The organism is Citrobacter sp. C1 (assembly GCF_014596895.2).
In the GTDB taxonomy this organism is placed as follows: domain Bacteria; phylum Pseudomonadota; class Gammaproteobacteria; order Enterobacterales; family Enterobacteriaceae; genus Citrobacter; species Citrobacter gillenii.
On sequence record NZ_CP115035.1, the window covers coordinates 3,800,593 to 3,818,729 of the forward strand.

The following is an 18,137-nucleotide window of genomic DNA, read 5'->3' on the forward strand; positions in this document are numbered from 1 at the left end:
TCTCAATCACGTTAAGGGATGACAACCATAAAACCATGGAAAATGGCTTACGATCAAATGGGGCGAATACTCTCTTCGTCCAGCTCCGCATCGAAGAAACGACGCAGCGTCTGAATGTTATTATCCGCAATAATTGACTCACGCGCCTGCGCAAGTTTTTCTTCATAAATGGCCTGACGCCACTCCAGCGGCGTGCGCACCGCAGGATTATCATCTTCAACGATGGTCAATTCAACCGCTGAGCCCGTTAAGCTGCTCAATGCTTCAGCAAGTCGTTGCTGCGCACCGCTGGAATTGAGGTGCCGCTGCGTGGAACGCAGGTGCAGGCGAACCTCGTTGCCATTCTCTTCTTTCCAGGCATTGAGCGCCACCTGCTCCACCAGCTTAGGCAATGAAAGCTGACTGACCTGCGCGGCCCACGGGTCGCGTTCAATGGCTTCCGCCGCCAGTTTTGCCGCCAGTTCCGGTGTTTTTTCATGTTCCAGCGCTTTTTTCAGCGCCTTTGGCGTGGCAACAACTTCTTTGACTTCTGCAACCGGATTGGTCGTCTTCCAGCGATAGGCTTCTTTTTTCGCCGGTGCCTTCTCCAGCGTAGAGGCCGCCGGGCGCGCCTGAACGCGTTCCGTCACCGACGCCAGTCTTTCCAGCGCAGCATTATTCACCGGCCGCGCGCGGGATGCGGCTGCCGGTTCACTCTTTTTTGCTTTGGTCGCTCCCTGAGCACGCTGCAGCTGACTACGCGCAGCCAGCACCTGGCTGGTTGCCTCAGACAACGGTACGTCCTGATGCGCAGGCGCAGGTTGTTGCTCCGGGGCCTGTGTCGGTGCCATGATCGCGGTAGGAGCCGCGGGTGCAAACGACTGGCGAGGGACTTCGGGTTCCGGTAGCGGGACGCGCGGGTGAAAAGCCAGCGCCCGCAGCAACGTCATTTCTACGCCCATACGCCTGTCCGGCGCATACGGCAGCTCTTTACGTCCAATTAACAGAGTCTGGTAATACAGCTGAATATCGGTCGGCGGCACGGTCCGCGCCAGTTCGCGCATACGTTGTTCAATGGCGGCCATATCGCTACCGAGCGCGGAAGGCGTGAGCTGAACCATCGCAATCCGGTGCAGCAACGCCAGCATCTCAACCAGCAGCGCTTCCCATTCAATACCACGCGCGGCAGCGTCATTAACCAGCGTCATGGCTCGTTCGCCATTCCCGGAAACCACCGCCTCAACCAGAGACAGCGCTTGATCGTCGTCAAGCGTACCGAGCATGGTACTCACCGCCTGAGTTGAGACCTGGCCGTCGCCGCTGGCAATCGCCTGATCGGTCAGGCTTAGCGCATCGCGCAGGCTCCCGTCCGCCGCGCGCGACAGCAGCTGCAGTGCACGCGGTTCGTGGGCGATGTGTTCCTCATTGAGGATATGCTCAAGCTGATGGCGGATCTGCTCAACGTCCAGCGCTTTAAGATGAAATTGCAGGCAGCGCGACAGGATAGTGACCGGCAGCTTCTGCGGATCGGTAGTCGCCAGCAGGAACTTAACGTGCGCTGGCGGCTCTTCGAGCGTTTTCAGTAAGGCGTTAAAACTGTGGCGCGACAGCATGTGCACTTCGTCGATCAGATAGACCTTGAAGCGTCCACGTGCGGGCGCGTACTGGACGTTATCCAGCAGATCACGGGTATCTTCAACCTTGGTGCGCGACGCGGCGTCAATTTCAATCAGATCGACAAAACGTCCCTGCTCGATTTCACGGCAGTTGTCACACACCCCGCAGGGAGTGGCGGTAATGCCGGTTTCACAGTTGAGTCCCTTCGCCAGCAGACGGGCGATAGAGGTTTTACCGACACCACGGGTGCCGGAAAAAAGATAAGCATGATGAATACGCCCTAACGACAAGCCGTTAGCCAGTGCCGTCAGCACATGTTCCTGGCCGACGACGTCAGCAAAGGTTTGTGGGCGCCATTTTCGGGCTAAGACCTGATAACTCATTGGCAGGCTCTGAAAGGCTGGAGGGTGGATTCACAGGGGAGTAATGCTAACACAACCTCGCAGCGACGGCGAGGTTGACACGTTATATTCGGGCGTTATCGTTGCAGTCAGTTTGGTTTCGGGCAGCGCACAGAAACCGGAGCGTACACGTAGTACGTGAGGATTTTGAGCACTGACCGGGGCCAAAATGGCAAAAAAGATAGTCCGACTTAGTGGCCCGGGAAAGGGACCAGGCTGTAGCAGGTCAGCCCTTGTTTTTCCAGGCGCTGTTCGCCACCCAGATCGAACAAATTGATGATGAACGCCGCATCGGTCACTTCACCACCCAGACGGCGGATCAGCTTCACGGTCGCTTCGATGGTTCCGCCGGTCGCCAGCAGATCGTCTACAACCAGAACTTTGTCGCCCGGTTTGATAGCATCAACATGGATTTCCAGCTGATCGGTGCCGTATTCCAGCTCATAGCTTTCAGCAATTACTTCGCGTGGCAGTTTATGGGGTTTACGCACCGGAACAAACCCGACGCCCAACCCCAGGGCGACTGGTGCGCCAAACAGGAAGCCGCGCGCTTCGGTGCCGACAACTTTCGTGATACCCGTATTTTTGTAACGCTCAACCAGCAGTTCAATGCTGAGTGCGTAAGCTTTCGGGTCTTCCAGCAAGCTGGTGACATCGCGGAAAAGAATGCCCGGTTTTGGGTAGTCGTTGATGCTTTTGATGCTATCTTTGAGAAACTCAAGCTGCTGTGCAGTTGCGGTCATAAGTTTGTGCCTGATTGATACGGTATTACTTCACGGCGCACTATATACTCCATCCTCGACGCGTCTTGAATGATTTTTTGTATATATAAAGAGCAAAGGTTACATCTGTTTAACCTTTGACCGCCTGCGCCTGTGCTCGAAAACGGTCAAATTTACTGGCTGCGGGAGACAATTGCAACAGCGATTATTATGCTTCAGTGCTTTTGTTGCTCTTCATCAATCACCGGGATCCGCCACATAAAAATCAACAAGCAGGCGAGAATAACCAACAGCAGTCCGCGTACCCACATCATCTCAACCAGCCACAGCGAAACGCCAAACGTCAGCAAAATAAACACAATGGCGCGCGGCTTTGCCCCTGACGGCATCGCACGGTGTTTCTGCCAGTGGCGCAGATAACCGCCGAACCATGAACGGTACAGCAGCCAATCGTGAAAACGCGGCGATGAGCGGGCAAAGCACCAGGCGGCCAGCAGCATAAACGGTGTTGTGGGCAACAGGGGCAAAACCACACCCAGTGTGCCTAATACTACCGCTATCCAGCCAATGATGATTAGAATAATGCGTCGCATAATATCAATACTTAACACAGAGAATCGCTACTTTAGCATAACGGTTCTCATTTTCATCGGAGTGTTATCGTGAAAACCGCCCTGCTGCTTCAGACGCTCGAAAGCCAGCTCAACAGCCTGCGGCAGCGTTGCGCCCCTCTTGCGCATCACGCAACGCTTAGCGCCCGTTTCGATCGCCAGCTTTTTCGCACCCGCAGCACACGGTTACAGGCCTGCCTGGATGAAGCCGATGCTAACCTGAGCGCGTTATGCCATGCCGTTGAACACCAGCAGCGTCCCCAGGTAGCCTGGCTGGCTGAACATTTAGCGTCTCAACTGGAAGCCATTTCCCGTGAGACCGCCACCTGGTCGCTCAGAGAATGGGACAGCGCGTCGCCAGGGCTTGCCCGCTGGCAGCGCAAACGCGTTCAACATCAGGAATATGAGCGCCGACTGGTCGAGATGACACGCGAACGTAAGGCTCAACTGGCTCGGGCAACTAATTTTGAGGAGCAGCAGCGCCTGCTACGAGAAGTGGAAGCCTTCGAGGCGCGTCTGGCACGCTGTCGCCATGCGCTGGAAAGAATAGAAAACGTGCTCGCACGTATCACCCGTTAATCGTCGGAGAATGTATGTCACTTGAAAGCGCCCCGGACGAAGTCAAACTGGCCGTCGATTTGATTGTCTTACTTGAAGAGAATCAGGTTGCGCCTGAAACCGTGCTGAAAGCACTAGAGATCGTTAAGCGGGATTATGAAACGAAACAGCTCGCATCATCCAAAAAAGAACGGTAGCAGGATTGCCTGATGGCGCTGCGCCATCAGGCAATCACATTTCCTATTAGCCTACTGAAGGCGTCGGATCATCACCGTTGATGATGTCGCGCTTAACTTCAGTCACAGTATCCCCTTTGGCGTTGTGCAAGTGCACTTCGAGTTGGTTAAAGGCGATATCAATGTTGTTTTCACGGCACAAGCGGTCAACCGCGCGGTTAAGTTCATCAACCGTGTGGCTGCGGTCGCGCAGTTCACGGACATACAGACGCAGTTCGTGATCCAGCGTGCTGGCACCGAAGGCGGTGAAGAACACGGCTGGCTCAGGATCGTGCATCACTTTCGGGTGTTCCATTGCCGCCTGCAGCAGCACTTTCTTCACTTTATCGAGATCTGAACCGTAAGCGACCCCAATGCGGATCACCAGACGCGTGGTGGTATCTGAAAGCGACCAGTTGATCAGTCGCTCGGTCACAAACGCTTTGTTCGGGATGATCACTTCTTTGCGATCAAAGTCGGTAATGGTGGTCGCACGAATACGAATCTTACTGACTGTTCCGGAATAAGTGCCAATCGTGACGGTATCGCCGATACGCACCGGGCGTTCGAACAGAATGATCAGACCCGAGACAAAGTTACCAAAGATTTCCTGTAAGCCAAAACCGAGACCGACCGACAGAGCAGCGGCCAGCCACTGCAATTTATCCCACGATACGCCGAGCGACCCGAAGACCGTCATCGCACCGATGGCAATGATCGCGTAGTTGAGGATTGTGGTGATCGCATACGATGCGCCCTGGCGCATTTTCAGGCGCGACAGCACCAACACTTCCAGCAGACCCGGTAAGTTGCGGATCAGCGCCCAGGCCACCATTGAGGCAATAATCGCAAACAGCAGGCTGCCCATAGTGACATCTTTCACCACCGCGGCACCGGCTTCTGTGCCGTTGTAATGCCAGAGCGTGATACTGTCGAGATAGCTGAACACGGTGATCAGATCGGACCATATAGCCCAGAACAGCACGCCAAACAGGGCCACCATCAGCAGCATGGTAATACGCAGCGTTTGCTGGTTGACCTGCTCCAGCGCAATGGTAGGTTCTTCCTGCGGCTCGGCGCCTTCGGCCCCTTCTTTCACCAGGTTCTCACGACGGGCAAGTGCACGACGCCAGGCAATTCGGCGCGCCGCAACGCTCAATCCGCGCAGCACCGTCTGGTACAGCAGGTTCCAGATGATCACCAGATATACGGTCTCAATCCAGCGACCGGATAAACGCAACGTGGTATAGAAATAACCGGTCGCCGTCAGCACCATTAGCGCGATCGGAATAATCGACAATACGGTTATCGTCACCAGGCGCAGACCGTGAGATTCCTTATCACGCCAGCTCTCACGACACATTGGCCATACCAGGAAGGCAATAAGTAGCAAGTTAAAGAAAATAACAATCTGCCCAAGCACATCATCCATCAGATTGAGAGGCGAAAGCTCAGCGACCACCGACCAGAAATTCAGCGGCAGCAGTGCCAGGCTAATACGCACAATCTGGCGACGCCAGTGGCTGGTCTGTTTCGCGGGCATGCCGAAGTGGCGGATCGCCACGCCGTCTTTTTCCAGCACCTTCCAGCACAGGCCAAACACCAGCCAGAAGACGGCCATTTTCTTGCTAAATGCCCATAGCAGATCGCTGACGTTCAGTTGCATAGTCAGCAGAATCAAGCCCACGGCAAGGATAATCAGGCATGCCGGCAAGGCGCGAATCAGATCGATCAGTATCGCTTTAGGTGTGTTGAGCTGGCTGTCATTGCGCAAGTTACCCACCGCGGCGGCGAGTTTCGCCTGGTACGCTTTCAGCCACTTCAGGCGCCAGCGGATAAGCCCGGCTACCAACAGCAGCGGCAAACCGGCCAGGAATGCGATAAACACCGCCGGCCAGGCTTTTTCCCAGTTCACGGTGATTTTCATCGATTTAAACTGGTCTTTGAGCGTTTGCGGGAAGGATTTCACCCAATCCCAGTCCATTGGGCGGTTGCTGTTAACCCAGAAAATTTGCTGAGTGAGGATGCTCTTGAGGTTCTTCGACACGCTCATTAACTGCTGCTGGTTGATCTGCAGGTTAATCGCCATCATCAGCTGATTTCCCAACTGCTTATTCAGCTGGTCCAGCAGTTCACGGCGCATATCCACAACCTGCAGCAGCGCATCATGAACTTCGCCGTTCACTTCATTGCTGTGCCCTTCTTCCAGTTTGGCAACGAAGGCATCATTCTGGAACAGCGCATCACGCTGCTGGTTGACTTCAAATTGCTCCAGACGCAGATCGGCAATGCGGTTAGTCATATCAGCAAGCTCGTCTGCCGACGGCAGCGTTTGCTGCTGCTGATACAGAATGCGCGACAGCAGCAGACTGCCCTTCAGCACAGCGATTTGTTCTTTAATATTGCGTTCCGATTGCAGCGCACGATCAAGCCAGTTTTTGACTTTAATGTTTTGCTGCATCAGTGAGTTGCCGTTTTCCGTGGCGGAAATCAGGCGCTGGCTAAGCTGATGGTTAATATCCAGTTCCTGTTTTACCAACGGATTGGTCTGGATACGATCCGCTTCATCTGGCGTCACTGCTTCCTGCGCGGTTTTTTCGGTTAACGTCAGACGTTTGCTGTTCACCGCTTCCTGCAGCAACTGGAGCTGATGTTCGAGCCTGTTGGTGTTGGACGTCACGTAATCCCGTTGTTTTTGCAGGGTATCCTGCAAAACCGTGTTGCCCTCCAGGCTTTTACGCTGCTGGTCGATTTGCGCATTCAGCAACGCCTGCTGCGCCTGAAGCAGCACCTGCTGGCTGGGGCGTAATGCCGCCTCGCCAACGCTGGTTCCATCCAGGCGATTGCGGATTTGCTGCATTTGCTGCGAGGCGGTGTACATCGCGTTTTGCACGCGCTCAGGCTGCGTCTGCAACGAGACCAGTTGGCTGTTATAAGCGGCCAGATCGTTTTGCGCGCTTTGCAGGTCATCCAGCACCTGGGCGACGCGCGACTCGAGTTGTCGCAGAGAGAGCGCGCTCAGTGTTTTTCGCGTTTCATCGTCATTATCGACATCGCTGAGCGAATTTAACGCCGCCGTCGCCTCGCGCATTTTTTCCGGCGCCTGGGCCACTTTCTGGCGTAGTTGAACGGTCTCGTCCTTCACGCGCTCAATTTTATCGAGCGTGGCGAGGGTATCGATAAGATCCTGCTGAACCAATTTTTCCTGCGCAGAAAGGTCTTTTTGTTTATTCAGCGTGTCTAGCTGGCTCTGAATATCCGCTTTCGTCGGCAGTTCGCCATTCTGTTGTGCTCGCGCAAATGCTGATGACTGGCAAGACAGCAATAGAATGAAGAAAATAATGGTAATAGCAATGAGATGCTGTGAACGTTTATAAAGCTGCAACATAGTCATGAGGATGAATGTTTCTAACCAGAAAAGTGACCGAAAATAGTCAAGCAGCTAGAATATCACGGCTGTGATGGACAAAATAGCGGGGGTGAAAATGTCCAGGAAAATTCCTGGAGTGAAACTCTCTGGTCAGCAGGTCTCAGGCACGCGAAGCGTAGGGCACAGCAGACACATTTCCAGCAGCACAGCGACATATTCACGCGCGTCTTTTTTCAGATCAAAAGACTCTGGTGCAAATAACCAGTTTTCTAAAATGCCGGAAAGATAGCTGCGCAGTAACACCGCCACACGACGCGTGTTCAGATTCTCCGGCAACATTTTTGCGTTCATACAGTTGCGAAGGGTTTGCTCGATGCGATCATAGTTTTCAAGACACAGGCTACGTTGTGCCAACTGAACAGAGGCTATTTCCCCGACAAACTCGCATTTGTGGAATATAATCTCCATCAGCAAACGCCGGCGTTCTTCTGTCACGGTAGCTTCAAGAACGTAAACTAAAATTTCTCTTAATACTGATAGTGGATCGTCAGGGAATTTTGCCTGATACTCAGACTCTAGTTCATCAATATTGGGTTTTGCCAGCTCCCAGATTTCACTGAATAAATCCGACTTGTTTTTGAAATGCCAATAGATTGCACCACGCGTGACGCCAGCGGCTTTTGCGATCTCTGCAAGCGAGGTGGAAGAGACCCCTTGTTGCGAGAACAAACGCAGAGCAACATCGAGAATGTGTTGACGCGTTTCCTGCGCTTGTTGTTTGGTTTTTCGTGCCATATGTTAGTGAATTTACAGGCGTTAGATTTACATACATTTGTGAATGTATGTACCATAGCACGACGATAATATAAACGCAGCAATGGGTTTATAGGCTTTAAGCCATTGATCAATTTGAAATCGGACACTCGAGGTTTACATATGAACAAAAACAGAGGGTTAACGCCTCTGGCAGTCGTTCTGATGCTCTCAGGCAGCTTAGCGCTAACAGGATGTGACGACAAACAGGCCCAACAAGGGGGCCAGCAGATGCCAGAGGTTGGAGTTGTGACGCTCAAAGCTGAACCTCTACAGATAACAACTGAACTCCCGGGTCGCACCAGTGCTTTCCGCATTGCAGAAGTTCGCCCTCAGGTTAGCGGCATCATCCTGAAGCGTAATTTCACAGAAGGCGGTGACATTGAAGCGGGTGTGTCTCTCTATCAGATTGATCCTGCTACTTACCAGGCCGCATATGAAAGTGCAAAAGGCGATCTGGCTAAAGCGCAGGCGGCAGCTAATATCGCTCAGTTGACGGTGAATCGTTATCAGAAACTGTTGGGTACCAAGTACATCAGTCAACAGGAATACGATACCGCCAAGGCCGATGCGCAACAGGCAAATGCTGCCGTTATTGCCGCGAAAGCCGCAGTAGAAACGGCGCGTATTAACCTGGCGTATACCAAAGTCACGTCGCCAATTAGCGGCCGTATTGGTAAGTCTGCCGTTACGGAAGGTGCCCTGGTGCAAAACGGTCAGGCGACCGCGCTGGCAACCGTACAGCAGTTGGATCCGATCTATGTCGACGTCACACAATCAAGCAACGATTTCCTGCGACTGAAACAAGAACTGGCGAACGGCAAACTGAAGCAAGAGAACGGTAAAGCGAAAGTGGAACTGGTGACCAGCGACGGCATTAAATTCCCGCAATCCGGTACGCTGGAGTTTTCTGACGTGACGGTTGATCAGACCACCGGTTCTATCACGCTGCGCGCCATCTTCCCTAACCCGGATCACACCTTACTGCCGGGTATGTTCGTCCGTGCTCGTCTGGAAGAAGGGATCAACCCAACGGCAATACTGGTTCCGCAGCAAGGCGTGACCCGTACACCGCGCGGTGAAGCCAGCGCGTTAGTTATCGGTGCAGATGACAAAGTGGAAACCCGCCAGATTGTGGCAGCACAAGCAATTGGCGATAAATGGTTGGTCACAGAAGGACTTAAGCCAGGCGACCGCGTGATTGTCACGGGGCTGCAAAAAGTACGTCCAGGCGCGCAGGTAAAAGCGCAGGAAGTCACCGCGGATAACAACCAGCAAGCCGCAAGCGGTAGCCAGCCTGAACAGTCCAAGTCTTAACTTAAACAGGAGCCGTTAAGACATGCCTAATTTCTTTATCGATCGCCCCATATTTGCGTGGGTGATCGCCATTATCATCATGTTGGCAGGGGGGCTCGCGATCCTCAAATTGCCGGTAGCGCAATATCCAACTATTGCACCGCCTGCAGTGACGATCTCCGCGACCTACCCTGGCGCTGATGCGAAAACAGTACAGGATACTGTTACGCAGGTTATCGAACAGAATATGAACGGTATCGATAACCTGATGTACATGTCCTCCAACAGTGACTCCACGGGTACCGTGCAGATCACCCTTACCTTCCAGTCAGGTACGGATGCGGATATCGCACAGGTGCAGGTACAGAACAAACTGCAGCTGGCGATGCCGTTACTGCCTCAGGAAGTTCAACAACAAGGGGTTAGCGTAGAGAAGTCTTCAAGTAGCTTCCTGATGGTTGTCGGTGTTATCAACACCAACGGCACCATGACCCAGGAAGATATTTCAGACTACGTGGGCGCTAACATGAAGGACGCCATCAGCCGTACTTCAGGTGTGGGTGACGTTCAGCTGTTCGGTTCCCAGTACGCAATGCGTATCTGGATGGATCCGAACAAACTGAACAACTTCCAGCTGACGCCGGTTGATGTGATCAACGCCATTAAAGCGCAGAACGCCCAGGTTGCAGCCGGTCAGTTAGGTGGTACGCCACCGGTGAAAGGCCAGCAGCTTAACGCGTCAATCATCGCGCAAACCCGTCTGACCTCTGCCGATGAATTCAGCAAAATTCTGCTGAAAGTGAATCAGGACGGTTCTCAGGTTCGTCTGCGTGACGTGGCGAAAGTGGAGTTGGGTGGCGAAAACTACGACATCATTGCGAAGTTTAACGGCAAACCGGCTTCCGGTCTGGGTATCAAACTGGCGACAGGTGCTAACGCCCTGGATACCGCTAGCGCCATCCGCGCTGAACTGGCGAAGATGGAGCCGTTCTTCCCATCAGGCCTGAAAATTGTTTACCCGTATGACACCACGCCGTTCGTGAAAATCTCAATTCACGAAGTGGTGAAAACGCTGGTGGAAGCAATCATCCTCGTGTTCCTGGTTATGTATCTGTTCCTGCAGAACTTCCGCGCGACGTTGATTCCGACCATTGCCGTACCGGTGGTCTTGCTGGGTACCTTTGCAGTGCTGGCCATTTTCGGCTTCTCGATAAACACCCTGACGATGTTCGGGATGGTGCTCGCCATCGGCCTGTTGGTGGATGACGCCATCGTGGTGGTCGAGAACGTTGAGCGCGTTATGGCGGAGGAAGGACTGCCGCCGAAAGAAGCGACGCGTAAATCAATGGGCCAGATTCAGGGCGCACTGGTGGGCATCGCGATGGTGCTGTCAGCGGTATTTATCCCGATGGCATTCTTTGGCGGATCTACCGGTGCAATCTACCGTCAGTTCTCCATCACCATTGTTTCTGCAATGGCGTTGTCAGTACTGGTGGCGTTGATTCTGACGCCGGCTCTTTGTGCCACCATGCTCAAACCGATCGCTAAGGGCGATCACGGAGAAGGCAAAAAAGGCTTCTTCGGCTGGTTTAACCGCATGTTCGATAAGAGCACCAACCACTATACCGACAGCGTTGGCGGCATTCTGCGCAGTACGGGTCGTTATTTGGCGCTGTATCTGATCATTGTCGTCGGCATGGCTTATCTGTTCGTTCGCCTGCCAAGCTCCTTCTTGCCGGATGAAGACCAGGGGGTATTCCTGTCCATGGCTCAGCTACCTGCAGGTGCTACGCAAGAGCGTACCCAGAAGGTGCTGGACGAAATGACGGATTACTATCTGACCAAAGAAAAAAATAACGTTGAATCAGTATTTGCCGTTAACGGCTTCGGTTTTGCGGGACGCGGTCAGAACACCGGTATTGCCTTCGTGTCGTTAAAAGACTGGAGCGAACGTCCGGGTGATGAGAACAAGGTCGAGGCAATCACCGCTCGCGCGATGGGGGCGTTCTCGAAGATTAAAGATGCGATGGTCTTCGCCTTTAACCTGCCCGCAATTGTCGAACTGGGTACCGCAACTGGTTTTGACTTCCAGTTGATTGACCAGGGTGGTTTGGGCCATGACAAACTAACACAGGCGCGTAACCAGCTGTTTGGTGAAGTGGCTAAGCATCCGGATCTGTTGGTCGGTGTTCGTCCTAATGGCCTGGAAGATACGCCGCAGTTCAAGATCGATATCGATCAGGAAAAAGCGCAGGCGCTGGGCGTTTCCATTAGTGATATTAATACAACGCTGGGTGCAGCATGGGGCGGAAGCTACGTGAACGACTTCATCGACCGCGGTCGTGTGAAGAAAGTTTACGTCATGTCTGAAGCGGAATACCGTATGTTGCCGGAAGATATTGGAAACTGGTACGTTCGCGGTAGCGATGGACAAATGGTACCGTTCTCCGCCTTCTCTACCTCACGTTGGGAATATGGTTCACCGCGACTGGAACGCTATAACGGTCTGCCTTCCATGGAAATCTTAGGCCAGGCTGCACCGGGTAAAAGTACCGGTGAAGCCATGGCAATGATGGAGCAACTGGCAAGCAAACTGCCGTCCGGTATCGGCTATGACTGGACCGGGATGTCCTATCAGGAACGACTGTCTGGCAACCAGGCTCCGGCCCTGTATGCCATTTCACTGATCGTCGTCTTCCTGTGTCTGGCAGCACTGTACGAGAGCTGGTCAATTCCGTTCTCCGTTATGCTGGTGGTTCCGCTGGGGGTTATCGGTGCGTTGCTGGCCGCGACGTTCCGCGGATTAACTAACGACGTTTACTTCCAGGTAGGCCTGCTCACAACCATTGGGTTGTCGGCGAAGAACGCGATATTGATCGTCGAATTCGCCAAAGACTTGATGGATAAAGAGGGTAAAGGGTTGATCGAGGCGACGCTGGATGCAGTTCGTATGCGTTTACGTCCGATCCTGATGACCTCGCTGGCCTTTATTCTTGGCGTTATGCCGTTGGTTATCAGCTCCGGCGCAGGGAGTGGCGCGCAGAACGCCGTTGGTACTGGCGTAATGGGCGGGATGGTTACAGCAACCGTACTGGCTATCTTCTTCGTTCCAGTGTTCTTTGTGGTGGTTCGCCGCCGCTTTAGCCGCAAGAATGAAGATGTTGAACACAGCCACCCGGTTGATCACCATTGATTCATCGCTAATGAAAAGGCCGCGCAAGCGGCCTTTTTTCTGGAAAAATCATAAAAATCACTTATTGTGATTACGTTTATTTTCTGCCGAGTGAATAAGCGATATAATCCCTGTAGGCTTAAAGGCTATTCTTAAGAATTCTTGAGGTTTCTTATTTTACCTGAATAATTATTAAGATTAATCCTAGCAGCTAATCTGCATTGTTAGAGGTTGCCTTTGATTGCTAAAGCTAACTCCGTTAACCTGATGATTGCCCGAACAATAAAGAAGTTGTTCCATTTCGAATACCTTCATTTTTAAGGTAAAATGTAAAAAGGGTGCCACATCATAATTTTACGCAATTGTAATTTTTCATGATATGACGATGAAATCTTTTTTAGAGTAGATTATAGTTAAATCATCAGGCGTCACGGGCAAGTTTCAGGTAGTTTGTTGTATCCACCCCGAAGGTGTTCGGTTAGTTTAAACCACTAAGAAGGGGATGCGCTATGGACGAGTACTCACCCAAACGGCATGATATCGCGCAGCTTAAATTTCTCTGCGAAACCTTGTATCATGACTGTCTTGCAAACCTTGAACAAAGCAACCATGGCTGGGTTAATGACCCGACTTCAGCAACCAGCCTGCAGCTCAACGAACTGATAGAGCATATTGCAACTTTCGCACTTAATTATAAAATTAAGTACAATGAGGACAATAAGCTGATTGCGCAGATTGATGAATACCTGGATGACACTTTTATGTTGTTCAGCAATTATGGTATTAATACGCAGGATTTGCAGAAATGGCGAAAGTCCGGAAATCGACTGTTTCGCTGTTTTGTCAATGCCACCAGGGCTAATCCTGTTAGTTTGTCTTGTTAAAAAATATTACAATCATAGGTAAGAGTTATGTCTGATAAACCATTAACTAAAACAGATTATTTGATGCGTCTTCGACGCTGCCAGACAATTGACACGCTCGAGCGCGTTATTGAGAAAAATAAATATGAATTGTCCGACAATGAACTGGCTGTATTTTACTCAGCAGCAGATCATCGCCTTGCTGAATTGACGATGAATAAGCTGTACGACAAGATTCCAACTTCCGTTTGGAAATTTATTCGCTAATTGTTCACGAGGTTAAGTCAGGTATCGCGTTAGATTTGTTTGTCTGGCTGACCACCTCCTCATATTTACAATAGTTATTTAATTCAAATCAGGTGACTTCGATCACAATAAGGTAATGGGAACGCTCCCCTGTGCGCATTGCGTTTTATTGTTTTGCCATAATGAACGTTCGGCAAACAGAAGATGCAGACTGTCCTGCATAACCTGTTGGGTCAAAAACACCGTTGTAGGCGGCAATCCTGCGCGCCTCATCAAAACGCTATACGTTCAAATGTAACTGTTATGCTAAATTGTGGTTAATCTGTTACTTTTTTCAGGCACTATCCCCTCTTAAAATGGGTCGATCCCACCTGAATATTGAAGACATCACGAAGGCAAGAGATGACAGAAATACAGCGCCTGCTCACCGAAACAATTGACGACTTAAATGTGCGCGAAAAGCGCGATAACAGACCGCGCTTTAGCATCAGCTTCATTCGCAAGTATCCGGGACTGTTTATTGGCATGTATGTCGCCTGGTTCGCCACGCTGGCGGTTATGCTGCAATCAGAAACGCTGGTCGATTCAGTGTGGCTGCTGGTGGTATTGTTTGTCATCCTCAATGGTTTTTTCTTTTTTGACGTCGCGCCGCGTTACCGTTTCGAAGACATCGACGTGCTGGACTTCAGAGTCTGCTATAACGGCGAATGGTATAACACCCGTTTTGTTCCGCCAGCGCTTATCGAGACCATTCTGCATTCACCGCGGGTGGATGGCGAACGTAAAGCCCAATTGCAAAAAATGATGGCGCGGAAAGGCGAACTCTCTTTCTACGACGTCTTCACGCTAACTCGCGCAGAAGCTGCCGCTCAGTAGCTTGCCTACCAGCCAATAAAAAAGTGCGTACCCGCTGGCACGCACTGGTTTCCCTGAAATGTTGGCAAAATGTCTAACGTCTTTTCTTCCTGCCCTGCACCGCTTTAAATCGCGGATTCGTTTTGCAGATAACATACAAACGCCCTTTGCGTTTGACTATCTGACAGTCAGGGTGGCGCTGTTTGGCACTTCGAAGTGAATTAAGAACCTGCATATTAACCTCGCTTAGTGCCAATAAAATGGCCAAAACGTTTCTGGAAGCGCGCCGCACTGCCCTCGTTGTCGAACGTCTTCTGCTTCCCGGTGTAGTACGGGTGTGATTTAGACGAAATATCAAGGGTCACGTAGGGATACGTTTGTCCCTCAAATTCAATCTCACGTTCCGTTTTGATGGTCGAACCGACCTTAAAGTACTCATTGGCACTGGTGTCGTGGAATACCACAGTACGATAAAAAGGATGGATATCCGGTTTCATAGCAACCTCTAATTGTTACATTATAACATAACAATAAAGTACACTACTCTCGTCCCTGGCTCAACCTCATTTACACAGTGGGTAATTAATCTGGAAATACCCCTCTTAAATCTATTAGGTCATTCGAATAGATTTTTCACTTTCGGATATACTTTCCCTACGCTGTGTAAATAAGGATATCACTGTGACAACACGACATTTGATCGGCCTGGTGACCGGAATACTGATTCTGTCCATCCTTGCGCCAGTGGGTTTGAGTCTGTGGCTGGCGTATCGTCAGGTTGAAACTAAATTTATGGACGAGCTTGATTCTTACACCAGCCGGGTTGCTTTGCGCACAGAAAGGGTCGGCGAGCAGGCGAAAAAAGCATTACGCCAGATTGAGACCTTCAAGGGAGAACCTTGCGGAACGAAACATTTACTGGAAATGCGTCGTTTGTCATACAGCTATCGTTACATTCAGGAAGTGGTGTACCTCAAGGACAACGTCCCGCAATGCTCTTCCCTCGAGAATAAAAGCCGTGCTGTCGCCTTCCCTGCGGCGATGAAAGTCACCGAGGATGGCTACCGTGCCTGGTTAACCACGGATAACGACTTAGGTATCCAGCGTTTTATGGCTGCATTAGGCAGCGAAAACTATGTGGTGATGGTCGATCCCGCCACGTTCATTGACGTTGTTCCGTTTGGTTCGTGGCCGATTGATGTCGCCATTATTGGCGCCGATAAAAGCAGGATTGTCACCAGTAGCGGAACGCTACCAGAAGATATTTTGCAAAATTTTCAACAAGATAATGCCACTACGCATTTGCAAAAAGAGGGCGTTATTTACAACGCCCGCCCCTTCCCTGCATTAGGTATTACCGTCGTCAGCTGGGCATCTACGCTGCCGCTGAAAAAAATATGGCACCGACAGGCGCTTATCTGGCTCCCGGCGGGAATTCTTATCGGTCTGCTGACCGCCGCCTTTGTTCTGCGTATTTTACGTCGTTTGCAGTCTCCCCATCATCAGTTGCAGGAGGCTATCCAGCGCCGTGAAATTAAGGTGTACTATCAGCCGATCATTTCTCTTCGTACCGGGAAAGTGGTAGGTGCCGAAGCGCTGGCCCGTTGGCCGCAGCCCGATGGCAGTTTTCTCTCACCAGAGATTTTCGTCGCGCTGGCACAGCAGACCGGCCTGACAACCCCTCTCACTCGCCTGATTATCGAAAGCGTGTTTGACGATCTGGGCAAATGGCTTCATCACCATCCGGAGCAGCATATCTCCATCAATCTTGAAGCCGATAATCTGACATCAGAAACGCTGCCAGGTCTGCTCAGCCGGAAGGTGAATCACTATCAGATAAACCCGTCGCAAATTGCACTCGAACTCACAGAACGCGCCTTTGCCGATCCGAAAACCAGCGCTCCGTTCATCGCCAAGTACCGCCAGGCAGGCCATTCGATTTACATTGATGATTTTGGCACCGGTTATTCCAGTCTCAGTTACTTGCAGGATCTGGATGTCGATATTTTGAAGATCGATAAATCGTTCGTGGATGCGTTGGGATACAACAACGTGACGCCGCATATTATCGAGATCGCAAAAACGCTGAAGCTGGAAATGGTGGCAGAAGGTATCGAGACGAAAAATCAGGAAGAGTGGCTACGACAGCATGGCGTGCAGTACGGCCAGGGCTGGCTATACAGTAAGGCATTGCCAAAGGCAGAGTTTATCCTGTGGGCGGAGACACGACTGTAGCCGACATGCGAAAAGATTGAGATGGCTGGCGGCACGCCGCACAGCCAGTCACGTCAGTCATCCATAATGGGCGAGAATCCACCGTAGATCATGCGCTTGCCATCAAAGGGCATCGATTCGCCAAATTCCTTCATTCGGGGATCGGACATCATCTTCTGATTCGCCGCGTCACGGACTTCTTTTGAAGGATACTCAATCCAGCTGAATACCACTTCTTCATGATCCTGCGCTTTTACCGCCATGCGAAAATCGGTCAATTTGCCGTCAGGGACATCGTCTGCCCAGCATTCCACCACGCGCAATGCACCGAACTCCTTGAAAAGCGGAGCCGCTTTTGCCGCCATCGCGATATACGCCTCCTTGTTTTCAGCGGGTACGGCAACCACAAAACCATCAACATACTTCATGAGAAAAGCCTCCGAAGTTTACTGCGCGGCAAGCCAATTCTGGCCGCGTCAGTCGAGATTAAGTTTAGTCGTCAGCCCGCGATCATGCCGTAGGTTCATTCCGAACCCGAATGCGTGACTGCGGCTGATACCGAAACCACGGCAGGCAAAGCTGAATGAGCGGACCAATCGCCAGTGCATACAGCAACGTACCAACGCCCAGGGTTCCCCCGAGTAGCCAACCGATAAGCAACACCGACACTTCGATGGCCGTTCGAATTCGCCTCACCGGCCAACCGGTACGCGCGTGAATGCCGGTCATCAGACCATCTCGTGGGCCAGCACCGAACCCCGCACCGATATACAGACTGGTCGCTAAGGCGTTCAGTATCACCGCAGATACCAACAGACCGCTGCGGGCAAACAGGGATTCAAATCCCGGGATCACCATCAGCGCCACATCAGCCGCCAGCCCAATCATAATGACATTACTCAATGTGCCAAACCCCGGACGCTGGCGTAGTGGGATCCATGCCAACAGGACCAATACGCCCACGACAATAATCACCAAGCCGATGTTCATCGACAACAGATTTGCCACACCCAGATGAAAAACGTTCCAGGGATCAGCGCCTAAATCCGCACGCACAAACATCGCCGTCGACACGCCGTAAAGCATCAGCCCGATAAACAATTGCAGTAAACGACGCAGCATGCTTTTCTCCTCTCCCTGCGCAGACAGTCTTCATCTTCAACGCAATTGGCACTATGATTAATGACCAGTTTCCAAAAAGTGGA

The 18,137-nt window shown here is 51.7% G+C and carries 17 protein-coding genes and 1 other annotated feature; of the genes, 8 read left to right on the plus strand and 9 right to left on the minus strand.

Features of this window, described 5'->3' with window-relative positions; all coding sequences use genetic code 11:
• Positions 1-53: 53 nt before the first annotated feature.
• From dnaX to IB214_RS18380, 3 genes are all read right to left on the minus strand, one after another.
• Entirely contained in the window at positions 54-1,979 is a 1,926-nt protein-coding gene (gene dnaX, locus IB214_RS18370; protein ID WP_117342133.1) for a DNA polymerase III subunit gamma/tau, read from the minus strand.
• Positions 657-721: a sequence feature (DnaX frameshifting element), on the minus strand. It overlaps the preceding gene by 65 nt.
• A 209-nt stretch (positions 1,980-2,188) precedes the next feature.
• Positions 2,189-2,740: an adenine phosphoribosyltransferase gene (gene apt / locus IB214_RS18375; RefSeq protein WP_096758032.1), complete on the minus strand. Its 552-nt coding sequence runs from the start codon at positions 2,738-2,740 to the stop codon at positions 2,189-2,191.
• A gap of 194 nt (positions 2,741-2,934) precedes the next feature.
• On the minus strand, positions 2,935-3,312 hold the full coding sequence (locus IB214_RS18380) for a DUF454 family protein (protein ID WP_096759456.1): 378 nt from the start codon (positions 3,310-3,312) through the stop codon (positions 2,935-2,937).
• A 69-nt stretch (positions 3,313-3,381) separates the two neighbouring features.
• Here IB214_RS18380 and priC point away from each other — a divergent pair, with 69 nt between their 5' ends.
• Entirely contained in the window at positions 3,382-3,909 is a 528-nt protein-coding gene (priC, locus tag IB214_RS18385) for a primosomal replication protein N'' (protein ID WP_167456045.1), read from the plus strand.
• A 14-nt stretch (positions 3,910-3,923) separates the two neighbouring features.
• The gene (gene rsmS / locus IB214_RS18390) at positions 3,924-4,085 is read left to right on the plus strand and encodes a pleiotropic regulatory protein RsmS (protein ID WP_117342132.1); all 162 of its coding nucleotides are present in this window, start codon (positions 3,924-3,926) and stop codon (positions 4,083-4,085) included.
• 46 nt (positions 4,086-4,131) lie between these two features.
• Here rsmS and mscK read toward each other — a convergent pair whose 3' ends face one another.
• Together mscK and acrR are read right to left on the minus strand one after the other, a co-directional pair.
• Positions 4,132-7,497: a mechanosensitive channel MscK gene (gene mscK, locus IB214_RS18395; protein WP_117342131.1), complete on the minus strand. Its 3,366-nt coding sequence runs from the start codon at positions 7,495-7,497 to the stop codon at positions 4,132-4,134.
• Between the two features lie 126 nt (positions 7,498-7,623).
• The gene (acrR, locus tag IB214_RS18400; protein WP_096758037.1) at positions 7,624-8,268 is read right to left on the minus strand and encodes a multidrug efflux transporter transcriptional repressor AcrR; all 645 of its coding nucleotides are present in this window, start codon (positions 8,266-8,268) and stop codon (positions 7,624-7,626) included.
• A gap of 141 nt (positions 8,269-8,409) precedes the next feature.
• Between acrR and acrA the strand changes: the two genes are divergently transcribed.
• The 5 genes from acrA to IB214_RS18425 all read left to right on the plus strand — a co-directional run bounded on the left by acrA (position 8,410) and on the right by IB214_RS18425 (position 14,739).
• Positions 8,410-9,603, plus strand: a complete 1,194-nt coding sequence (gene acrA / locus IB214_RS18405) for a multidrug efflux RND transporter periplasmic adaptor subunit AcrA (RefSeq protein WP_096758038.1) — start codon at positions 8,410-8,412, stop codon at positions 9,601-9,603.
• 22 nt (positions 9,604-9,625) lie between these two features.
• Positions 9,626-12,775 (plus strand): efflux RND transporter permease AcrB, encoded by a 3,150-nt coding sequence (gene acrB, locus IB214_RS18410; RefSeq protein WP_096758039.1) that lies wholly within the window; start codon positions 9,626-9,628, stop codon positions 12,773-12,775.
• Between the two features lie 488 nt (positions 12,776-13,263).
• The gene (tomB, locus tag IB214_RS18415) at positions 13,264-13,638 is read left to right on the plus strand and encodes an Hha toxicity modulator TomB (RefSeq protein WP_115259201.1); all 375 of its coding nucleotides are present in this window, start codon (positions 13,264-13,266) and stop codon (positions 13,636-13,638) included.
• A gap of 27 nt (positions 13,639-13,665) precedes the next feature.
• On the plus strand, positions 13,666-13,884 hold the full coding sequence (locus tag IB214_RS18420) for an HHA domain-containing protein (RefSeq protein ID WP_002892050.1): 219 nt from the start codon (positions 13,666-13,668) through the stop codon (positions 13,882-13,884).
• A gap of 381 nt (positions 13,885-14,265) precedes the next feature.
• On the plus strand, positions 14,266-14,739 hold the full coding sequence (locus tag IB214_RS18425) for a YlaC family protein (RefSeq protein WP_117342130.1): 474 nt from the start codon (positions 14,266-14,268) through the stop codon (positions 14,737-14,739).
• Positions 14,740-14,812: 73 nt separating this feature from the next.
• Here IB214_RS18425 and ykgO read toward each other — a convergent pair whose 3' ends face one another.
• On the minus strand, positions 14,813-14,953 hold the full coding sequence (ykgO, locus tag IB214_RS18430; RefSeq protein WP_005125190.1) for a type B 50S ribosomal protein L36: 141 nt from the start codon (positions 14,951-14,953) through the stop codon (positions 14,813-14,815).
• 1 nt (position 14,954) lies between these two features.
• Complete coding sequence (locus IB214_RS18435; protein ID WP_115259215.1) at positions 14,955-15,215, minus strand: type B 50S ribosomal protein L31; 261 nt, start codon at positions 15,213-15,215, stop codon at positions 14,955-14,957.
• A gap of 184 nt (positions 15,216-15,399) precedes the next feature.
• On the opposite strand from IB214_RS18435, the gene IB214_RS18440 reads away from it, so the two are divergent.
• Entirely contained in the window at positions 15,400-16,953 is a 1,554-nt protein-coding gene (locus tag IB214_RS18440) for an EAL domain-containing protein (protein ID WP_117342129.1), read from the plus strand.
• Positions 16,954-17,006: 53 nt separating this feature from the next.
• Here the strand turns inward: IB214_RS18440 and IB214_RS18445 are convergent, their stop codons facing one another.
• Both IB214_RS18445 and IB214_RS18450 read right to left on the minus strand, forming a co-directional pair.
• Entirely contained in the window at positions 17,007-17,360 is a 354-nt protein-coding gene (locus IB214_RS18445) for a DUF1428 family protein (protein ID WP_115259217.1), read from the minus strand.
• A gap of 82 nt (positions 17,361-17,442) precedes the next feature.
• On the minus strand, positions 17,443-18,054 hold the full coding sequence (locus tag IB214_RS18450; protein WP_117342128.1) for a hypothetical protein: 612 nt from the start codon (positions 18,052-18,054) through the stop codon (positions 17,443-17,445).
• Between the last annotated feature and the right edge of the window lie 83 nt (positions 18,055-18,137).